Raw genomic sequence first — 18,917 nt, 5'->3', positions numbered from 1 at the left:
AGTTTAGCAGCTTAAAAATAACACCAACCACATAATTATGATTGGTGTTAAGCTTTTATTTATTCCACTGTCTACTTGACAGGGGGCAGTTCAAAAACCTAAGTGGGACAGCTCTTTTATTCATACAATAATGTGCTAAATCGTTATTCAGTATCTTTTTTATCTACAGAAACAGCAGGTACATCCTCTACATCAGGTATAATGGCTGCGTCCGTGTCCTCAATTCGATAGCTAAGAATAACATACGCAAAATTTGATTCTTTATCAACATTCTCTGCTGCATACTTCTTCAGTTTTTCTTCCAAATTAGAATCCGTTTGCCTGTCAGCAAAAGCTGTTTCTAATTTTTCCATCGATTGAACCCAGTCCCTTATCGTCTGCTTTTTATAGCTAATATTCATTTGCACAGGCTTTTCTATGTCGGGACGATTCTTCATTTGTTCCTCAAGAAGCTTCATCCCTGGACTTATGACCTGTCTAATCAATTGTATAAGCTCGCCGGAATGCTCCTTCATCAGAATATCATCTAGTTCCATCGTTTCATTTCGTACAGATTGGTAGTACTTTTCAATTAGATTTCCATGCTGCTTCGTATCCTTTAGCTCTAATAGACCTGCATCCTCTAACTTATTTACATGATAATATAATCTGGAAGGCTTCTCCTCTAGCATCTCTGCCATTTGAGCTACAGTTATGGGCTCGGTCTTGGCGACATCCATAATTCTTCGTTTACGCTCATCAAAAAGTATTTTGGCTAACTCTATATCCTGTATCTTTTTCTTTGACATCACAACAACCTCCGGTTAATCGGTAGCTAGCTGATCCTCTAGCTTTACTGTATCCTTCTTCTTTTCCCCTACGTTGTGCAAGGCTTTATAGCCTTTCAGTAAAGGTAAGACAAGCACACTTCCTACTAACATCATACCAGCAATAAGAGTGGCAAGCAAAGCGCCTAGCTCTCCAGCTAACCAGCCTCCGACTAAGATTCCTATCAGTTGAAAGCTACTGACTGTCATTGTAAATAAGGCTGCTCCTCTTCCTCTAAATTCCTGTGGTGTTAATCCTAGGAACAAGCTACTTAAAGGAACATTGATTAATGCGTTTAATACTCCTGTCACTAGATACCAAACATAGACTACGCTCAACCCATATTCTGTTCTAAGCATATCCAATGGAATTACTCCTGCCATCCAAAGTCCAATAAGTCCAGTACTCGTTAATAGTAATAGAGATGGTCGAAACTTTTGCAAAAGAGTCGGACCAATCAGTGAGCCCACCATAGCCCCAATGCCGAGAAAAGTGGATAAGAAAGCAAAGTCCGTGGCGGGTACCTCAAAGGTAAAGAGCATAATGGCACTAAGATTTGTGTTTAGAATTCCTACCGCAAAGATAACAGGAATGAGTAAAACTAAGAGAAAGCGTAAAGCAGGAAAACTCATGACACCCTTGATCCCTGAACGTATAGAGCTCAAATATGATTCTGTCGCCCCCGTCGCTTCTGGTTTACCTAGCATCGTTAAAGGTAGTAACAATAACGCAGAAATCAAGTAAGTTAAAGCATTTACAGAGAAATTCAAGGTTGGACTGGCGAGCAGTAGCAGTAGACCTCCTAACGCTGGCCCAATAATCTGCATGGCAGATGAGGTTCCTTGCGATAATCCTATAGCCTGTGGAATTTGCTTTTCACCAACTAGAGCTGGAATAGAGGAGGCCCTTGCTGGATCAAAAAGTGCTGCTCCGATCCCCTGCAGAAAAACTAGACCAATTAAAGCCATCGCTGAACCCTGAAAAAAGATCATCCCTACAACAACAATCATACGATAAAAATCTGAACCAACCATAAGCCATCTACGTGACATCCGATCCGCTAACGGGCCCATAAAAATTCCGAACACAGCCCCTGGAAGTAGCTGAGCAAAAATAACGAGTCCCACCAATAATGGATTTTGCGAATGCATAGCCACCAGATACGTGATGATAACTCTAGAGATTCCATCTCCAAGACTTGCTATCGTTTGAGCTAACCAAAATTTTAAATACGCTTTGTTTTTAAAAAGAGCTAACATATACTTCTTCCTCCCTTATATCTTAAACTCATTAAATTTATTTTATCCGTTAAAATATATTTTATCGATAAATTTATATTAAATGAACAAGGAGAATTTGTAAAGTGTTTTCGTTAAAAAAATTTTTAACGATAAATTTTTACGTACCAATTGCTTTATAATTAGATTAAAAAAAGCCCTACTGATCCTCCTCAGTAAGGCTTGGTCACTCGATATTATTTTACTTTTGATCTTCATAGCTTCATCATCACTTCATTAGTCACTGCTATGTTTCTTATCTTTTTTGCTTACCTTTACTACGCTTTGAAGGCATGCTTCTCTTTGCTTCCTGGTTACGCTTCTGATCCACTAACTGTCCTTTATAGATGAATTTCTCTTTTAGCTTCAGATCTAACTCTTTTTCTAGCTTTTTCAGATCTCGTTCCTCTCTAGGGTTGACGATCGAAACCACGACTCCTGATCTCCCCATTCTACCCGTCCTTCCAGAACGATGGATATATTGCTGCGCATCCTTAGCTAGATCAACATGAATAACATGAGTGAGATCTTCAATATCTAACCCTCTAGCCGCAACATCAGTAGCTAGTAGCAAAGGAACGTTTCCTATTCTTAAATCCTTTAATGCCTTCGCTCTTTCATTCTTTCTCGTGTCACTGTGTAAAACGGCCATATCTAGATTTCCGAATGTCAGCTTTTCGCCAATTACTGAGAGATTTCCAATGTCACGCACAAAACCTAGTGCTTTAATGTCTCCCATTCTAACCAATTTCCTAAGCACATCAATCTTCTCTCTCTGCTCACACACAATATAGATATGCTCTACCTTACCTGAGGCTTCCTTGTCTTTCTTTATTCGAAGGACTTCTGCATTCTTCATCAGCTCCTTCATTCCCTGCTCAACCTCTTGAGGTAGTGTTGCAGAGAAAAGTAATAGCTGACGATCCTGTAAGGTCGTCTTAGTAATCTGATGAATGGTTTCTTTGTGCTCAGGAACAAGCAGCTGATCCCCTTCATCCAATACAATCGTTCGGACCTGATGCATTTTAAGCTTTTTCAATTTAATTAGCTCTAAAATACGTCCTGGTGTACCCACAATGAATTGAGGCTTACCTTTAAGCTTTTCAATTTGATTCTTTACATTCGCTCCACCAATTAGAGCAGTCCCTGTAAGACCACTTCCCTCAGACCACTTTTGGAATTCCTGTTGAATTTGCATCACAAGCTCTCTGGAAGGAGCTAAGATAACAGCTTGTACTTCTTTTTTTTCTACTTCCATTTTCTCTAGAAGGGGAATTAAATATGCCAAAGTTTTCCCTGTTCCAGTAGGAGATTCTACGATCATATCCTTGCCTTCAAGTCCTTGAGGTATGGCTTTTAATTGTACGGTAGATGGGGCTGTAAAGCCTGCTTTTCTCCAATTCCCCTGTATAAAAGGCTGTAGCGTTGGTATCAATGCTTGGTTGTCTGTCATTATCCTTCTCCTTCAACAATATATCTAGTGAACACTCTCATCTTAATCACATTTATTACGTAGCTTTGAGGATAAGTTAAATAAGCATGTCCGTTATTGTACCACAGATTTACATATTATTATAATGTCATTCCTCTTGGGAGTAAAACGAGTATAATAGCAAAAGACCACAACACGCCTTAGTCGTATTGTGGTTTTATAACTCTCCATATCGCATTTATTGTTTTACTTAGGTTATCAATATTATTGCTATCAACTCTCTGGGGGTTAAAATAATCCATATGACCGCCCAATATCTTCAGTGTTGCCCGAACGGTTAATCCTTTACCTTGTGATCTAACAGTGTCTATATTGATTATTGTTGAGGGGTCCAGGTTCTGTACAAAAAGTTTATCTCCTACAGGGCCTCTCCAGCTTCCCAATTGTGTAACTGGATCATTAGAATTGTAGACATACGTTACTTTATTCTTAAAGGACGGAGATATATTCACTTTCGGAGATCCAACCTGCACGACCTGTTTTACTTTAAAACCATCTAGTTCTTCTAACATTTTTGCACCGTGGTAGGATGCTACTCCTCCGCCACTGTGCCCAATAAAAACCATTTCCCCTCCAGCATAATAGCTTTGGGCTTGGGTTCTTACAACATTCCCACCCTCTGACGCTAAGGCGTTGTTTTCTCTAAGTCTGTAGTCATGTCTAACATTGCGTGATTGTGAAATGAAGCCCTTGCTAGCATCCCCATATGGATATAAGACTTTTACACATACAGTTTTGTTTACTTGATCATACAGATCTATTATGGCTTTTTCGAGCTGTCTAAAAAAACCATGAAAGGTTTTGATTCCGGCAACAAAGTAAACCGTATAGTCAAAGTTTTTCGAAGAAGCTGCAAATCCACTTGGGTCAGTATATGTTAACGGGTTAGTGTGCATATCTTGAGTCTGCATATTCTACATATCTCCCAAATATAATTCCTTATTATAAATCTACCCATCTCCGCTTTATAATGACGAGTATAATTTAGATACGTGGTAAATTCCTATCCTGAGTAAATTCCTCCTAATTAGAATAAGTGATAGCTAACTGAGAGGTCGTAGCACACTTTTAAAATTATTTAAGTTTTGTTTTCAGTAGATCTCTTTTATCATCTAGAGTGAATTTCGAAATACAATAATCCATATATAAAGTTTAATACAACTACCAAAGCCAATGATATAATTGAAAATCCGAATTGGTACAAGTATAGAAAAAATAGTACGACATTCAATAATAGTAATGTCAATAGTATACTATTTCTATTTCCTCCTAAAAATCTACATTTCAATGCAATGGTAATATTTATAAAAATGCCATAAAAAATTATCTCTATACCAGTCACAATTATCACTCCAAATTTCTAAAACATATCTAGAGGCTCAATTACAAGCTTTCACTATTTTTAGCGTTACTCTAGTCCCCATCTACTATAGTTATTTTTCTCGATCCATTTTTGTGTTAATAATTGAACCATTTCGGATTCATCCATACCTTGTTTAATGTTTTCTTGATACAATTCTTCATATTCATCAAGGGTTATTACAATTGGATAGTTTCCACTTAGTCCACCTTCATAGGCAACAATAAGCAAGGCTTTTATAGGATAGGGTGTATGTCGCTTATTTAAATAGTCCCATACTCGCATCGCATATTCTACCTCATAAGGTGTAGAAAATAATTTTTTGCTTTTTATTATAAGCTGAATGATTTGATCTTCTGGCACAGCTACCTCTTCCATTAATCTTTTATTAATAGGATTATTCAAGGGTACTTCAGCTTTAAAAAAATATATGGGCGAAACAAAACTATCCTGTCCGGCCAATATTTTTAAATCTTGTTCAATCATCTCTTCGGTAAGTACAGAACCAGGTGGGGAAATGGTTTTTGGCCAATTGTTGTATATAATATAGCCGGTAATAAGTATAGAAAGGATCGTTAGTATCACGTAAAGTTTTTTTGAAAAGAGTTTTTTCATCATACTTTCCCTTCGTATTTATTGGATCTATTGTTTACTTATGGTGATAACACCACTTTTTTTCTTAGAAAAAGTATTCTTAATGGGTTGAGTATAGTCCCAACTAATCAATTTTATATTGTATTGTTCAAGTAATTGATCTGAGTGGATTGTTCTATAACTAGTTGTTTCTCCAACTTTTTGAATAATAGAAGCATTTGGGAATTCGTGATTGAACTCTACGTAGTCAGCTAAATCATCCATATAGTATTTTGCACTCCCAGGAGAATAGTATATTTCGATTGTGTCATTCAATTTTAAGAGTGTTACTCTTTCATTACCGCTAGCTAATCTATCTTTCCATTTACGATATTTGCCTCGACCTACATCTGCGCCAATACCATCATATTCACAAATCAAAGTGTCTTCAATGATTATTGTTTCCCCATTAATTTCATATTCTAAACGAAATGGAAATTCACCGTACGTAATTTCCGGTTTGGGTGGATTTGGCGTTAAGGATATTCCCAAAAATAATGCAAACCACGGTGAAATTGTAATGGATGCGATGATTCCAACAAAAACTATTACTATAGTAATTGCAACTGAAAAGGTATTAAATCTCAATTGTACCCTGCCTCCTTTAGTGCTTTCTTAACTGCATCCATTGAATGATTTTCTTGATTTGGCTCTGACTCTCTTCCTTTACTCTTGATACTTATTATATCGGTATTACTAGGTTTAAAGGTTAGGGAATGCGATCGTTGAAATTGGTAAGGTAGATCGCAGTTGGGTTGACCACCATCGAAATAACTACGAAAGATACAGTCATCGAGACTTACTAGTCAGGAAACAATGATAGAATCGAAAAAAGCTTGGAGAGAAGAGACAACTTCTTTCCAAGCTTTTTATCTTTATTGAGCGCTTTTCAGATTAATTTCAAGGCTGGTCTCGGTTGTGATTTATCATCAATATATTCGGGATTCAATTTATTCCAATCTTTTTACAGCTCCTGTGTTGACATTAATCTCAAACTTCTCAATGGGAATACCAAGTTCCTTTGTTGTAGACAAAGTATACTGATGCAAACCGTCGGATGGCTCTAGAATGACCCAATGATTAACATCTTTAACCCTAAGACCAACCATTTTTTTTGTCTGAATATCAGTAGGGATATTCTTTTCTTCTCCCGTTGAGATATTTTTTAGATAAAGCTGTGCATGGCTATTTCTTTGAAATACATTAATCAAGTCAATGCGATACTCATATTTCTCATCCGAAGTTATTTTTATTGTATCACTTCTTATTCGTTCAATTAACCAACCGTTAGCATTGACACTATAAATGAGGTAGGTAGAGAGTAACGTAAGTACTATTAATCCAGTGAAGAATCCTATATAAGCTTCTCGACTAGTGGGGGTCCATCCTTTTATTAGTTTAAAGTAAACACACTTATAATCAAAACAGCAGGAAACCCTAGACTAACTAAAATTCCAGTTCCAATAATATCCATTTCTCGTTGGAAATATGCTGTTGAACCCAGCAAAAACCAGACAAAAGATGAGGCACTAAAAACGAGTACTGCTACTAATAGAACCTTTAACCATACTTGCATCTTCCTCCCCCTTTGAATGTTGCGATCGGTAGGCTTACCGCCAAAGACTTTAGGTGTATTTTTAACGTCTACTTTTTCTTGGGTACTACCACTCACTAGCCCAACTTTGGAATCTACCAAATAGACGAATATAAAAGCTCCCCTTGAATAAATAGTGTAGTTAATCAAGATGAGTTTTTACTACTGTAATAAGATTGTTCAGCAGTTCTCATAGACAGTGATAAATAACGATTCATGTTCTTCGTATATTTCTACAATAATGTTCCGTTTTGGAAATCGATGATTAAAGCTCATAGACCAGAATAATTGGATTACATCACCCAGTATTTTAGTTTGTACGACTTCATTTTCTTGTTCGTTAACATTGATATGAAAAAAATCTTTTAATTCATACATGTTCATCATTTTTTCTACACAATTCTTGTCTCCCTGACATTCTGCTTTCCAATCTTCTAATAAATTTTCAGTATATTTATCTTTTAATAAAAAGTACCCTTGCTCTTCTACTATTTCGGGATAATAAAACTTTGCAAATGCCAATGCTGTTTGTAGGTCAGCTTTAATATTCATGTAGCTCCACCAATTAAAATGATTTGGATTAGCATTTTTGTACTCCATATACTCTTTTATTGTTTTATCTGGGAATAACTCCATAACAAAATTCTCCTTAATATTTACGGGTCTATATAAAAAGTTTATTGAGCGTTACTCTAGTCCCCATCTACTATAATCATTTTTCTCGATCCATTTTTGTGTTAATATTTGAACTACTTCAGATTCATCCATCTCTGGGTTAATGTTTTCTTGATATAATTCTTCGTATTCATCTAAAGTTACGAGAATAGGGTATTTTCCACTTAGTCCACCTTCATAGGCATAGATAAGTAGGGCTTCTGTAGGGTATGGTGCTTGTCTAACTTTTAGATAGTGCCATACACGCATAGCATACTCCACCTCATAAGGGATAGAGAACAGGTCCTTACTTCTAATGGTTAGTTTAATAATCTGATCTTCTGGATGTAAGGATTTCTGTTTAATTAGCTCCTCTTCAACTATGTCATTCAAAGATATTTCAGCTTTAATAAAATAAATGGGTGAAACAAAACTATCCTTTCCGGCTAATATTTTTAAATCTCGTTCAATCATTTCTTCAGTAAGTACAGAACCAGGTGGGGAAATGGTTTTTGGCCAATTGATGAAAATGGTGTAGGCAATAATAAATATAAAAATGATTGATAGTAAAACGTATCGCTTTTTAGAATAAAGTTTTTTCATCATACTTCTCCTTCGTATTTAGCATCTAATATGAGAGGTATACATTACAGGGGGAGGGTACAATAAATCATACCCTCTAGTTTTATTCTCAACTAAGTATTGTTAGGGTTTAATACCTCCCCATATTGCATCTATTGTTTTACGTAGGTTATTTACACCATTTTTATCTTGTAAGTTACGATCAAAATAATCCATATGACCACCTAAGAACCACCTGGCTGCTTGATCAAGTAATCCTTCACCTTGTGAGCTAACAATATCAATATCTATGATTGTTGAAGGATCCAAAGTCTGTGCAAAAAGCCTATTCCCTACAGGACCTCTCCAGCTCCCCAATTGTGTAAGTTGATATGAATATCTTGTTCGTTTATTCGGCACTGGGTATCCGTAACAAAAAGACCTTGTGGGAGTTAATCCCCGACAAGATCTTTTACTTAAATAATTGGTTTAAAAAACTGACTCTATTTTAACTTCATTCCAAATCTCTTTAAGTGATTTGGAGTCTACCTTTACTTTAGCTAAAAGTGAGGAAGGGTCTGTATATGTTTGAAAAAATTCATCACCAAATTTCTTAAAGAACCATCCATTTTCATTATGGCTTATAGAATATTTATTGTCCTCAAACCAAAATTCAACTTCATGTCCCATCTCTAAATCTTTAACTAACTCTTCAAAGGTATATTTCAAGATAATCCCCCCTTCAACTACCTACGAACAGGTTTATTTGGGTCACTCAAATCCCAAATATGTTCATGTGGAACATTATGATGTTTAGGATGTCCATGGTCTGTAAAATCAACATCTCTAATTGGACGTCCATTTTCATCATAGTACCTTCTCTGAATAACTTTCCCTTTGTCATCAACTCTATCAATAGATGAATTTGGTTTTCCTTGCATTGGTAGTTTGTTACCCTGTATAGTTGAATGATTTGGCATTGGGTCATTTTTACCCTTACCATTAGAAGAATTACTATTTATTCTATTAACGGATTTCCCAGTCTTAATAATGGTACCTGCGGGTCCGCTAATAAAAGTAAGGCCGAAATCGAGCCCATTAATTAAATACTCTGTCCCGTAGTTTTCAGTACCATATTGAAACGCTTTTGTTCTTAAAGATTCTTGAATCTCATCTGGGGCATTTCTATAAACGGTATCTACATAGTAACTCCAATCATAGAACAATTCATCTATGGTATTGTTGGTGTAATAATCAAAATATCCAATAGCTCTACCCTTGTTAAATATTATAGAACCGTGATGTAGATAGTCAGGCATATATATACTATTAACACTACTGCAAGCACCAGGATGAGCATACCTTTTATCAGCAGATGTACACCAATTTCCTGTGTAATCAATAAAATTGACTGGGTTATTATGCACATACGTATACAGATTTTGGCTTTGTGGGTTGAAGATATCCCCAAAATAAGAATCCTCACTTATAAATCTACCAATCTCCGCCTTGTAATAACGAGCACGAGCATAATTAAGATCCGTGTAGTACTCATATTCCAATCCCGTATAACCATACATATTGTCTGGCCCCGGCCAGTTGATGTCAAACTTCTTCGTGCTTTGGACAATTCCAAACTCATCGTAGTCGTAGCGAGAAGAAATTCGGCCATCATATGTGAGTAAGCTTAAGGTGCTGCCTAAACCATCTGCTAAGAAGTAGAGGGTTTTAGGTGTGGTTCCTGGCTGTGCTCCACCCTCACCAGGGGAAGTTGTCGCCCCCCCAATATTAGAAACTGATGAGAGAATATTTTGCTCCTTACTGATACCCATGATTTCATTTGAGAGAAAACATCCACGCTCATCGTGACATAGGTACCGTCTGAAAATGTATGCTCAAAAAATAAATGCCTTGTAAAAGTAAACAATATCCCTTACAAGGCATTTATGATTATAAAAATGAGTATACTTCAGTTTTCAAAGCTAGATTTAGACTTTTGACATAGTGGAGGCTCCAAATGCTTTTCTTATGAACCCTTAGAGAAATCATTCTTATGGTTGGAACTATTTTATATTAATTACTTATAATGCTTCCAACCTCTGATATAAGTTGCTTCTCCCTTATAAGTTTCAATTACTGCGTTATAATTTTTATTATCTTTTTCTATATATAGTATGGTTCTTTTCGCTCCCGCTTTCGGAACGCCCACGTCGTCTAAAGTTAGTGTAACAGGCATAGAGATTGGATTCTGAATTAAATTTGATACAAATTTTGTTATATTACCTCCTATTTGCTGCATTATTGTATAGGTACTCTCTTCATATCCTAAGAATTCAAAACCTGCAGGGATTTCAACATAGAGCTTGTCTTTTAAATTATTGTCAAGCCTAAATTTCATCGCTATATCACTACTATTATTGGAATATTCTTTGAGTGGTAATTTTCCAACACCTATTAGATCGTACTTGCTATAGTTTACCTTATAATTATTAAAATATTGTGTAGCAATTCTTAGTGCATTATTCGCTTCCTCTCTATTTCCCCGTTCTGTTTCCCAGTGGTATTCTCTATTTAACATATTAATATATTCGTTAACCTTATATAAATCAGCCGCCTCATCAGGTGACATACCACTTGGATCTACATATATTAATGGGTTATTATGCACATACGTATACAGATTTTGGCTTTGTGGGTTGAAGATACCCCCTAAATAAGAATCCTCACTAATGAATCGCCCAATCTCCGCCTTGTAATAACGAGCACGAGCATAATTGAGATCTGTGTAGTACTCATATTCCAATCCCGTATAGCCATACATATTGTCTGGCCCTGGCCAGTTGATGTCAAACTTCTTTGTACTTTGGACAATCCCAAACTCATCGTAATCGTAGCGAGCAGAAATGCGTCCATCATACGTGAGTAAGCCTAAGGTGCTGCCTAAACCATCCGCCAAGAAATACAGTGTTTTAGGTGTTGTGCCTGGCTGTGCTCCACCCTCACCAGGAGAAGGCTCCCAGCCGTTATCATGGTCATAGGCAGGGACGTAGTTCATGCTGATTCTTTCATTATGGGCTCCATACACATACGTTTGGCGCCATAATGTGGTGTCAATTTCAGCAACCTGAAGCACTTCTGGAAGAGCTAAGGTTACATCATTCGTGTAGTGGAACTCCCAATGGCGCTTTTTATGCTGATGCTCCCACCCGTCTCGCGGACCACCTGGGTGACTGTCTGGATATGGATCTTCACCAGTTCCACATTTCTTGGCTAAGCCTGGCGGTACAAAGCCTGGGGGCACTACGAAGTCACATTTGTTATGACCGTTTCCGTTGTTCCCATTGTTTCCATTACCGTTACCATTGTTGCCATTGCCGTTATTTCCGTTTCCATTATTGCCGTTATTGCCATTTCCATTGTTCCCATTATTACCATTGTTATTTCCGTTGTTACCATTGTTCCCTCCAGGACCACGTTGGATGTCTAACGTCATTTTAACACGGTTGCCATCGCCGTCATAGAAGTAGTTGGTGATATCCCCTTTATGGTTAATCGCTTGGATAAGTTTGTTATTAGAGCCCCAGCTATATTGCTCTATCACATCTGACTTACGGTTGATGCTAATGAGCTCGTTAAGCTCTTGAATTTCTCGAATCACATCTTCCTCAAGCTCCATCTCCTGCTCCAATTCATTCTGTTCATCGCTGTTGTCCACATCTTTAGGATCAGTGACGGATTCCGGAGCATGATCTTCTCCAAATGACTCTTCATTTTCTAAAGAAGTGTCAGTAGCCTTTAAGCTGTTTAGATCATCATCTAGTTCATTAAGACCTAGAAGATTGTTTAATTCTAGCTCTAACTCTTCATTCCAATTTTCTTGACCATGCTCTTCATCTTCTTCCTCTATGCCTAAATCTTCTTCCTCTATACCTTGTTCTTCCTCTTCAATGTTCTCATCATCGAGGGTTGGAGGAGTATAGACTTCCTGTGTCACGGTCTCAACAGAGTTCCCTATTACCCTCAGTAAGTTTCCTCTTAGGTCATACTCATACTCTTTGGAATCATCTCCATTTTCCCAATAAATGAGCTTATCCGCAGCATCATACGTATACAGCTCCGTGTCTGAGATTGAACCTACATGCATGATTTTGCTTAAACGGTTACCCACTTCGTCATAGCTATACGTAGTCATAGCTAGAGCAGAGCGATCATAGGTGTTATAGCTTTGAACCTGAATCAGCTGATTCAGTGCATCATAGGCATATTCGTTGGTCTTCATTTTACTAAAATCAGAGTCACCTTTATCCTCGTCATTGCCGTCATCAAAGCGATCCATACGTATGCGGTTCCCAATAGGGTCATACGTATATCTTAACCGTTCTAAGACCTTCCCTCTCTGGTTTGAGTGAGCTAGTTCTAGAAGCTGACCGACTTGGTCATAGACATATGTGCTTTTAGCCTGGCTTGGTAAAGTCTTGGTGGTGACTAGACTTTGAGCATTGTACTCATAAGTCGTTGTTTCACCACGCTGATCACGGACCTGAACTAATCTATCAAGTAAATCATATTGATAGCTAGCCGTACTCTGATCAGGATAAATAATCTTACTTCGTTGCCCAGTAGCTGTCCACTCATACTGCACCGTTTGGTCCCACATGTTGGTGACTTCCGTTAAACGGTTTAGTGCATCATATTGATAGGTGGTCGTTCCTGTACTGTCATTCATGTTCGTTCTTCGCCCTAGTCTATCATACGCATAGGCTACCTGCTTACCGTCATGGTATAGGACCTGCGATACACGGTTCATTTGATCGTATGCATATTGGGTTTGTGTCTGATCTGGATACATAAATGTGAGTAAATTCCCGTTACCATCATAAGAAAATTGAGTCACTTGATCTAATGGATTGATTCTTTGAATGACTTCATTTCTTAGGTTATAGACGTACTGAGTAGCTCTACCTAGTGCGTCCGTTTTACTCGTTAGGTTTCCTACTTGGTCATACGTGTAGCTTGTTTGGTTTTGTAGCGCGTTGGTGACTCCTATTAGCCTGCCTAACACATCATAGCTATACGTGGTCGCTTGGTTCTTGGCGTCGGTTACCTGAGTTACGTTGCCTAAAGCATCATACGTAAAGCGTGTCGTATGTCCATTAGCGTTTGTCATAGACGTGATTCGATGTAACTGATCATAGGAGTAAGAGGTGATCGCTCCTGCTTCATCTACGGATTGAATCACACGACCTAGTCTATCTCTTCTTAAAGTAGAAACTTGACCTAGTGGATCGGTTACTTGAGTTAACTGTCCTAGGCGATCATATGACAGACTCCAAACAGCTCCATTAGGGTTACGCATTTTCACCATACGCCCCGCAGCATCATATTCATAGTGTGTTTCATTTTGAAGGGCATCCCTTACTTTGATTAATTGCCCAATAGCGTCATACTCGTAAAAAGTACTGTTTCCTAATGTGTTTGTTTCTTTTAGTAGTCTTCCTAGTAAATCATACGTATAGGTTGTTGTTGATCCCTCAGCATCAGTCATACTAATCGGTAGATTCCTAGAATCGTAGCTGATTTGATGCGTTCCACCCTGTGCATCGGAATAGGCAGTCAAATTGCCGTTACCGTCATACGCATAATTGCTGACATAGCCTTCAGGGTCAATAACCTTGATTAGACGATCCAGCTCGTCATACTCGTATTTGGTTACAGCTCCGTTAGCTAGTCTTTCTTCTACAATGTTGCCTAGGATGTCGTACTTATAGCTATTCGTTTGATTCAAGGCATCCGTTACAGACGTAGGAAGATCGAAGCTGTACTGGAATGTTGTTTTTGCCCCAGCAACGTTCGTATAGCTAATTAGGTTGCTATCCTTGTCATACGCATATGTTTCTCGCTGATTTAATGCATTAACGGAAGCAATCATCCGATCACGAGTATCGTATTCGTACTTGCTTACATTACCTAGTGGATCTGTCATTTGCTTAACTAAATGCAGCGAATCACGTTCAACCTTTAATTGATTGCCTGCAGGATCGATAATAAGACTCGGGAAGCCGAAGGAATCGTTGGTCATTCGGGTTACTTCACCATTCGCATTCTTCACCTGCGTAATATTTCCTCTACTATCTACCTGAATCTCAAAGCGCTGACCAAGCGCATCGACTAGAGCTAGGAGATTCCCTTTGCTATCGTATTCGAATACCGTCTTCTGTCCTAACGGATCTGTCACTACAGCAGGCTGATTAAAGGATGTGTAGGTCACATTCAGAACGGCTCCAACTGGATCAATGACTTGAAGGAGATTTCCTCTTTCGTCATATTTGTATCTAGTCTCATTTCCATTTCTATCTCTGAATAGAGTGATGTTATCATTTACGTCATACTCATATTCTTCTGTAGTTCCATTCGGGTATTCAATCTTCGTTTGACGGTATCTATCATCGTAATGGAACGTTGTCATTCTTCCAAAAGGATCTGTGGTGATTGTTTTCTTCTGCTCAGGAAAGTACTGAATCTCTCCCCAAGCTCCATTAAAGTCCCTTTGTCTAATCACACGATCCTGATCGTCGTATTCGTTGATCAAGGTAGCTGTGCCATTAGGGTTCGTCATTTCTGTCATTTGATGCTTTTCATTATATTTAAATCCAATCTTAGCCCCATCAGCGAGAGTAACTCCAGTTAAGTCATGAGTCAGCTCGTTATAGTCATAGTGTACAGAGCGACCTGAATGGTCTGTTAGCTTCTCTAGCTTACCGCTCTTCCCGTAAGTAAGGGTCATGGAAGCCCCTTGCGTGGAAACGGATTGAAGTACAGTGCCTATATAGCTTAATGTTGCTTGGTTTTGATTATTATCTGTAATGGAAAGTAGTACTCCATCCTCTCTAAAGACATATTTCCACTTTTGAGGGGTTTCTAGCTGGTATTTTCCATTTGGTAGTTTAGTAAGGGTATCATAAAAACCAACTGGTGTTTGGTATTGTCCGTTACCTGTAGGAATGTATTCATACATCGCTCCCTCTGGAGTGACCACATAAATGACTCCTTGCTCACGGTGCTCCAATCTCCATTCATAGGAATGATGCCAGCCTACGCCAATCGCTCCATCATACGTGTCTCTACTGTGATACGTGATTTCAAACTCTAATGGTAGAGTAGCTTGTAAGGCCATATTCATGTGCTGGAAGTAGAAGTTCCCTGTAGATAGAATAATAGGGTCCCACCATTTTGGTGTATTTAAAGCGGTTCGATTGGCTATCTTTTCCCATGTTAGGTCGGCTAATTCTTCTCTCAGAATGGCTCCTGCCAACACTGGATCCATAATTAATATGTTTGTTCCTCTTAGGATCGTCCCCGGGCAAGTCCGCGCCTCCACACAAACATTCTCAACTCTATTAAACTCGGCTATTTTACTAGCTCCTGCTACCATCTCTTCTACACCCATGGCTCTATAGTAATAGCCAGCCAAAGCTTCCCAAGTTACGTGGTAGGTAGGTGCCTTAAAGCGTAAAACATCTAGCGCCTCTGAAACACCTGAGCTTTTTCCATCTATCTTCCGTGTCGCTGTAGCCGTAATGTGGGCGATTTCATGAGCGTTCAACGAAAGCTCAATTTCCCATTCCCCCACATAATCTTCCGGCTTGTTGTCGTCTCTTAATGGAAAGTCTGTAAAATAGCTGGCCTCAATGGTTTTATCAGCTAGCTTATTACGTTGATCTTGTACTGGAATAGACGAATACATTACAGTTTCTCCAGGTACTTGATCGTAGCCTTCCCGCTTCGTGTATCTAATTTCGAGAGTGACCTCTGTCCCCTTTTCTGCTAACCCGCGGATGACATGAGAATCACTTCTAAGATTAGGTTCAATCTCTAAGTCTCTCGGTGCAGGTGGGTTGGGATTAAAAACCTCTACTGTAGCTTCCTTTGCCCATTCCTTGAATTTCTCCTCTTGCGGCTCGACTTGGATCGTATATATCCCATCGGTAGCGGGCTGGTCACCAATTTTCCCATCCCAGATGACTATGTGGTCTGTCCCATGCTCATACATATCGCTGGCAATAAGATGCTGTACGGGGTCAATGACCTCGATTCTTGTATCATGAGGCATATCCTCATAGCTGAAGATGATTTCTGCTTCACCACCGTAGACGGTGTTAAATCGTGAAGGGTTAATTTCTAAGTTCGTATCCGCTTTGACCTTATGCTCCCCTAGAAAAGGGAAGATAGGAATGCTTGTTACGGTTAAAATGATCGCTAGGAAGCAGGATAAGATCGCCTTTTTCCTAGCAGATACAAAATGAATCATTTTCCTCATGCGTGTACTCCTTTTCTATAGCTTCTTCTCTTTTTCTAATAATCGGTACATGACCACTGCTGCCATAGCTCGTGTACTAGCCTGAGCAGGTTGAATCTCTCCGCCTGTACCTGTGATTAAGCCCTGTTCAATCGCTAAGGCTACATAAGGCTTGGCCCAAGAACTAACTCCAGCATGGTCCTTGAAAGTTAGTAGCGTTTGCTGTGTAGCTGTGCTTTCTTCCAGTCCTAAGGCACGGACGAGCATGGTCATCATTTCTTCTCTGGTAATCGTTTGATTGGAATGGAATTTTCCTTGGCTGCCTTGAACAATCCCTGCTTGATAGCCAGCTTCAATCCAGCTAGAAGCCCAGTGTGAGGCAGGAACATCAGTAAAGCTCGACTGTTTTGTTTCAATCGGCTCAAGTCCAAGAGAAGCGGTTAGCATTTTAATAAATTCCGCACGGGTCACGGATTGATTTGGAGCAAAGCGTTCCTCATTGACGCCATTGACAATCCATCTAGCGGCGAGGGTTTCGATTTCCTGCTGAGCCCAGTGCTTTTGAATATCTGTGAACGTTTTGTCATAGAGCATAACGGCATACACACCAGGCTGCTTAATAGCAGACTGAACCGTGCTTGTGCTTACATCAGCCACTCCGCCAACAATGCTCCAAGAGGACGTCTCCTTGTTAAATGTATAGATACCTACCTTTTTGAGCTGGTGAGGGACAATCTTAGCCAGATCGAAATGTAGCGTTAGCTGTGCATCTTGTTCAAAAGGAAACTCAGAAGAAAGCTCAATGGCCTTGCTTAAGGACACCATGTTTGACTGTAGGTTCTGTATAGCTTGCTGTTGTTCAGTCATGCTGACTAAGCTTTCCTTCGAGAATACACCAGCAGGGATATGCACGTGGGCAAGCTTACTGATTTCAAGACTGCCGCCTGTTGCTCCGATTTTCTTCTGTGCCGTCTTAGCTGTCGTTGGAGATGTTGAAGGAGAGCCTGAGTCACTGTTGTTTATAGCGATAATTGTGCGATAAATAAGGTTACCCTGTGCATCCTTCATCATCAGTCTGTCGCCATTAAAGCCATATAAGGTTTGATTCGTATTGGCCTGAGTAATCGGATACGCTTGACTATTCGTTAGATCTACTCCGACAATTTGAGCCACACCATTTTTCACTTCCAGCCAAGCCCCGTAACGTTCGCCAAGGACAATGCTTGAGCTTCGCACCTCCTGCTTCTTAGGTGTTGTGAGGTCTTTAACGGTTATTTCCTGCTCCGTTGTCCGAGCAAAGCTATACGTTACTCTGCCGTCTAGGTCCGTTTTAAGCCATAAGGCTGTGTCACCATTAAAGGTAAATCCGAAAACATACTCATGGTAAGGCAGCTCTACGACCTTTTTCGTCTGTTTGCTCTGAATGTTATAGAGGCTTAAACCGCCGTCAGAGACATTTTGATAGAGCACCTGCCCTTTTGCTACTACTGGATAGCGTCCTTTGCCTATCGAAGATGCTTGTCCCGAGTTTAGATCGTAGACGTACATTTCTCTACCAGTCAGGTCGTGCCAGACAACATAGTCCCCATGAATAGTAGGGGCGACAAGTTGACCCTGAGCCGTATTCAACTTGATCTCTTCTTGAGTAGCTACGTTATAAGCATAAATATCCCACAGCGGTTGTAAGCGGTCATGGTTTCTTTTATCGTTCCACACGACAACTGGCTGCTGCTTTGAATTGATTCCTACACGAGGTGATTCCTTGGCTGATGCTACATCGGTGATTTGTTGTGCTTCACCAGTTTGCAGATTCTGAAAATGAATTTGCCTATTTCCAGCGGCATCAGCTTTATACCAAACCATATACTGCTCAAAAAGAGATATACCTGACCCGTTCAACTGAGTGGATGAGGCCGTATCCCTAAATTCATAGGTATAGGCAGCATAGGCTTTTTGTTCCGACAAGGGCCACCCTAACAGGCTAAATAAGAGCGTACAAATGATTATAAATGGAATTAGTGCTTTGGCTTGTCTCATATGCCTTTCTCCTTCTCTTCTTATGATTGCTTAATGTTTTCATCTTTTACTAATGTTTTACTTCCCTTATCTCCTCCTCTCTTAATTAAGAAAAAACCTTACTTTCCCAGCGGTAGAGTAAAGAACTGAAATTTTCTTGGCGACCGTGAGGTCGCCTTTACTCATTCCAGCTCCTCCTCATCAAACCGTACGTGAAGTTTTCCCTC

Annotated in this window: 15 protein-coding genes; all 15 read right to left on the bottom strand. The window is 39.2% G+C overall.

Translation table 11 applies throughout. From position 1 onward, the window contains the following. Positions 1-143: 143 nt before the first annotated feature. On the bottom strand, positions 144-788 hold the full coding sequence (locus J2S11_RS21895) for a winged helix-turn-helix domain-containing protein (RefSeq protein WP_307398284.1): 645 nt from the start codon (positions 786-788) through the stop codon (positions 144-146). Positions 789-803: 15 nt separating this feature from the next. Continuing rightward, positions 804-2,066, bottom strand: a complete 1,263-nt coding sequence (locus J2S11_RS21890) for an MFS transporter (protein WP_307398282.1) — start codon at positions 2,064-2,066, stop codon at positions 804-806. A gap of 274 nt (positions 2,067-2,340) precedes the next feature. Next, complete coding sequence (locus J2S11_RS21885) at positions 2,341-3,537, bottom strand: DEAD/DEAH box helicase (protein ID WP_370875593.1); 1,197 nt, start codon at positions 3,535-3,537, stop codon at positions 2,341-2,343. Between the two features lie 179 nt (positions 3,538-3,716). After that, positions 3,717-4,487: a lipase family protein gene (locus tag J2S11_RS21880; RefSeq protein ID WP_307398280.1), complete on the bottom strand. Its 771-nt coding sequence runs from the start codon at positions 4,485-4,487 to the stop codon at positions 3,717-3,719. Between the two features lie 497 nt (positions 4,488-4,984). Continuing rightward, on the bottom strand, positions 4,985-5,551 hold the full coding sequence (locus tag J2S11_RS21875; protein WP_307398279.1) for a hypothetical protein: 567 nt from the start codon (positions 5,549-5,551) through the stop codon (positions 4,985-4,987). Between the two features lie 27 nt (positions 5,552-5,578). Continuing rightward, positions 5,579-6,157 (bottom strand): hypothetical protein, encoded by a 579-nt coding sequence (locus J2S11_RS21870; RefSeq protein ID WP_307398276.1) that lies wholly within the window; start codon positions 6,155-6,157, stop codon positions 5,579-5,581. A gap of 362 nt (positions 6,158-6,519) precedes the next feature. Beyond that, positions 6,520-6,780 carry a hypothetical protein gene (locus tag J2S11_RS21865; protein ID WP_307398274.1) on the bottom strand — a complete coding sequence of 87 codons (261 nt, stop codon included), beginning with the start codon at positions 6,778-6,780 and terminating at the stop codon, positions 6,520-6,522. A 182-nt stretch (positions 6,781-6,962) separates the two neighbouring features. Continuing rightward, positions 6,963-7,145, bottom strand: coding sequence for a hypothetical protein (locus J2S11_RS21860; protein WP_307398272.1), 183 nt, complete (start codon positions 7,143-7,145; stop codon positions 6,963-6,965). A gap of 198 nt (positions 7,146-7,343) precedes the next feature. Further along, positions 7,344-7,799 (bottom strand): hypothetical protein, encoded by a 456-nt coding sequence (locus tag J2S11_RS21855; protein ID WP_307398270.1) that lies wholly within the window; start codon positions 7,797-7,799, stop codon positions 7,344-7,346. Between the two features lie 51 nt (positions 7,800-7,850). Continuing rightward, entirely contained in the window at positions 7,851-8,420 is a 570-nt protein-coding gene (locus J2S11_RS21850; protein WP_307398268.1) for a hypothetical protein, read from the bottom strand. A 102-nt stretch (positions 8,421-8,522) separates the two neighbouring features. Next, positions 8,523-8,798, bottom strand: coding sequence for a hypothetical protein (locus J2S11_RS21845; protein ID WP_307398267.1), 276 nt, complete (start codon positions 8,796-8,798; stop codon positions 8,523-8,525). A 69-nt stretch (positions 8,799-8,867) separates the two neighbouring features. Then, positions 8,868-9,107, bottom strand: a complete 240-nt coding sequence (locus J2S11_RS21840) for a hypothetical protein (protein WP_307398266.1) — start codon at positions 9,105-9,107, stop codon at positions 8,868-8,870. 17 nt (positions 9,108-9,124) lie between these two features. After that, positions 9,125-10,210 (bottom strand): RHS repeat-associated core domain-containing protein, encoded by a 1,086-nt coding sequence (locus J2S11_RS21835; RefSeq protein WP_307398264.1) that lies wholly within the window; start codon positions 10,208-10,210, stop codon positions 9,125-9,127. 245 nt (positions 10,211-10,455) lie between these two features. Next, the gene (locus J2S11_RS21830) at positions 10,456-16,695 is read right to left on the bottom strand and encodes a DUF6531 domain-containing protein (protein ID WP_307398262.1); all 6,240 of its coding nucleotides are present in this window, start codon (positions 16,693-16,695) and stop codon (positions 10,456-10,458) included. A gap of 15 nt (positions 16,696-16,710) precedes the next feature. Next, positions 16,711-18,711, bottom strand: coding sequence for an S-layer homology domain-containing protein (locus J2S11_RS21825; protein WP_307398260.1), 2,001 nt, complete (start codon positions 18,709-18,711; stop codon positions 16,711-16,713). Between the last annotated feature and the right edge of the window lie 206 nt (positions 18,712-18,917).

Source organism: Bacillus horti (assembly GCF_030813115.1).
Classification (GTDB): domain Bacteria; phylum Bacillota; class Bacilli; order Caldalkalibacillales; family JCM-10596; genus Bacillus_CH; species Bacillus_CH horti.
This window is presented reverse-complemented; position numbering and strand designations above follow the sequence as displayed.

Excerpts from the sequence above, each read along its gene's own strand:
- J2S11_RS21895 (WP_307398284.1), bottom strand. The coding sequence starts at position 788 with ATGTCAAAGAAAAAGATACAGGATATAGAGTTAGCCAAAATACTTTTT.
- J2S11_RS21890 (WP_307398282.1), bottom strand. The coding sequence starts at position 2,066 with ATGTTAGCTCTTTTTAAAAACAAAGCGTATTTAAAATTTTGGTTAGCT.
- J2S11_RS21885 (WP_370875593.1), bottom strand. The coding sequence starts at position 3,537 with ATGACAGACAACCAAGCATTGATACCAACGCTACAGCCTTTTATACAG.
- J2S11_RS21880 (WP_307398280.1), bottom strand. The coding sequence starts at position 4,487 with ATGCAGACTCAAGATATGCACACTAACCCGTTAACATATACTGACCCA.
- J2S11_RS21875 (WP_307398279.1), bottom strand. The coding sequence starts at position 5,551 with ATGAAAAAACTCTTTTCAAAAAAACTTTACGTGATACTAACGATCCTT.
- J2S11_RS21860 (WP_307398272.1), bottom strand. The coding sequence starts at position 7,145 with ATGCAAGTATGGTTAAAGGTTCTATTAGTAGCAGTACTCGTTTTTAGT.
- J2S11_RS21855 (WP_307398270.1), bottom strand. The coding sequence starts at position 7,799 with ATGGAGTTATTCCCAGATAAAACAATAAAAGAGTATATGGAGTACAAA.
- J2S11_RS21850 (WP_307398268.1), bottom strand. The coding sequence starts at position 8,420 with ATGAAAAAACTTTATTCTAAAAAGCGATACGTTTTACTATCAATCATT.
- J2S11_RS21835 (WP_307398264.1), bottom strand. The coding sequence starts at position 10,210 with ATGGGTATCAGTAAGGAGCAAAATATTCTCTCATCAGTTTCTAATATT.
- J2S11_RS21830 (WP_307398262.1), bottom strand. The coding sequence starts at position 16,695 with ATGAGGAAAATGATTCATTTTGTATCTGCTAGGAAAAAGGCGATCTTA.
- J2S11_RS21825 (WP_307398260.1), bottom strand. The coding sequence starts at position 18,711 with ATGAGACAAGCCAAAGCACTAATTCCATTTATAATCATTTGTACGCTC.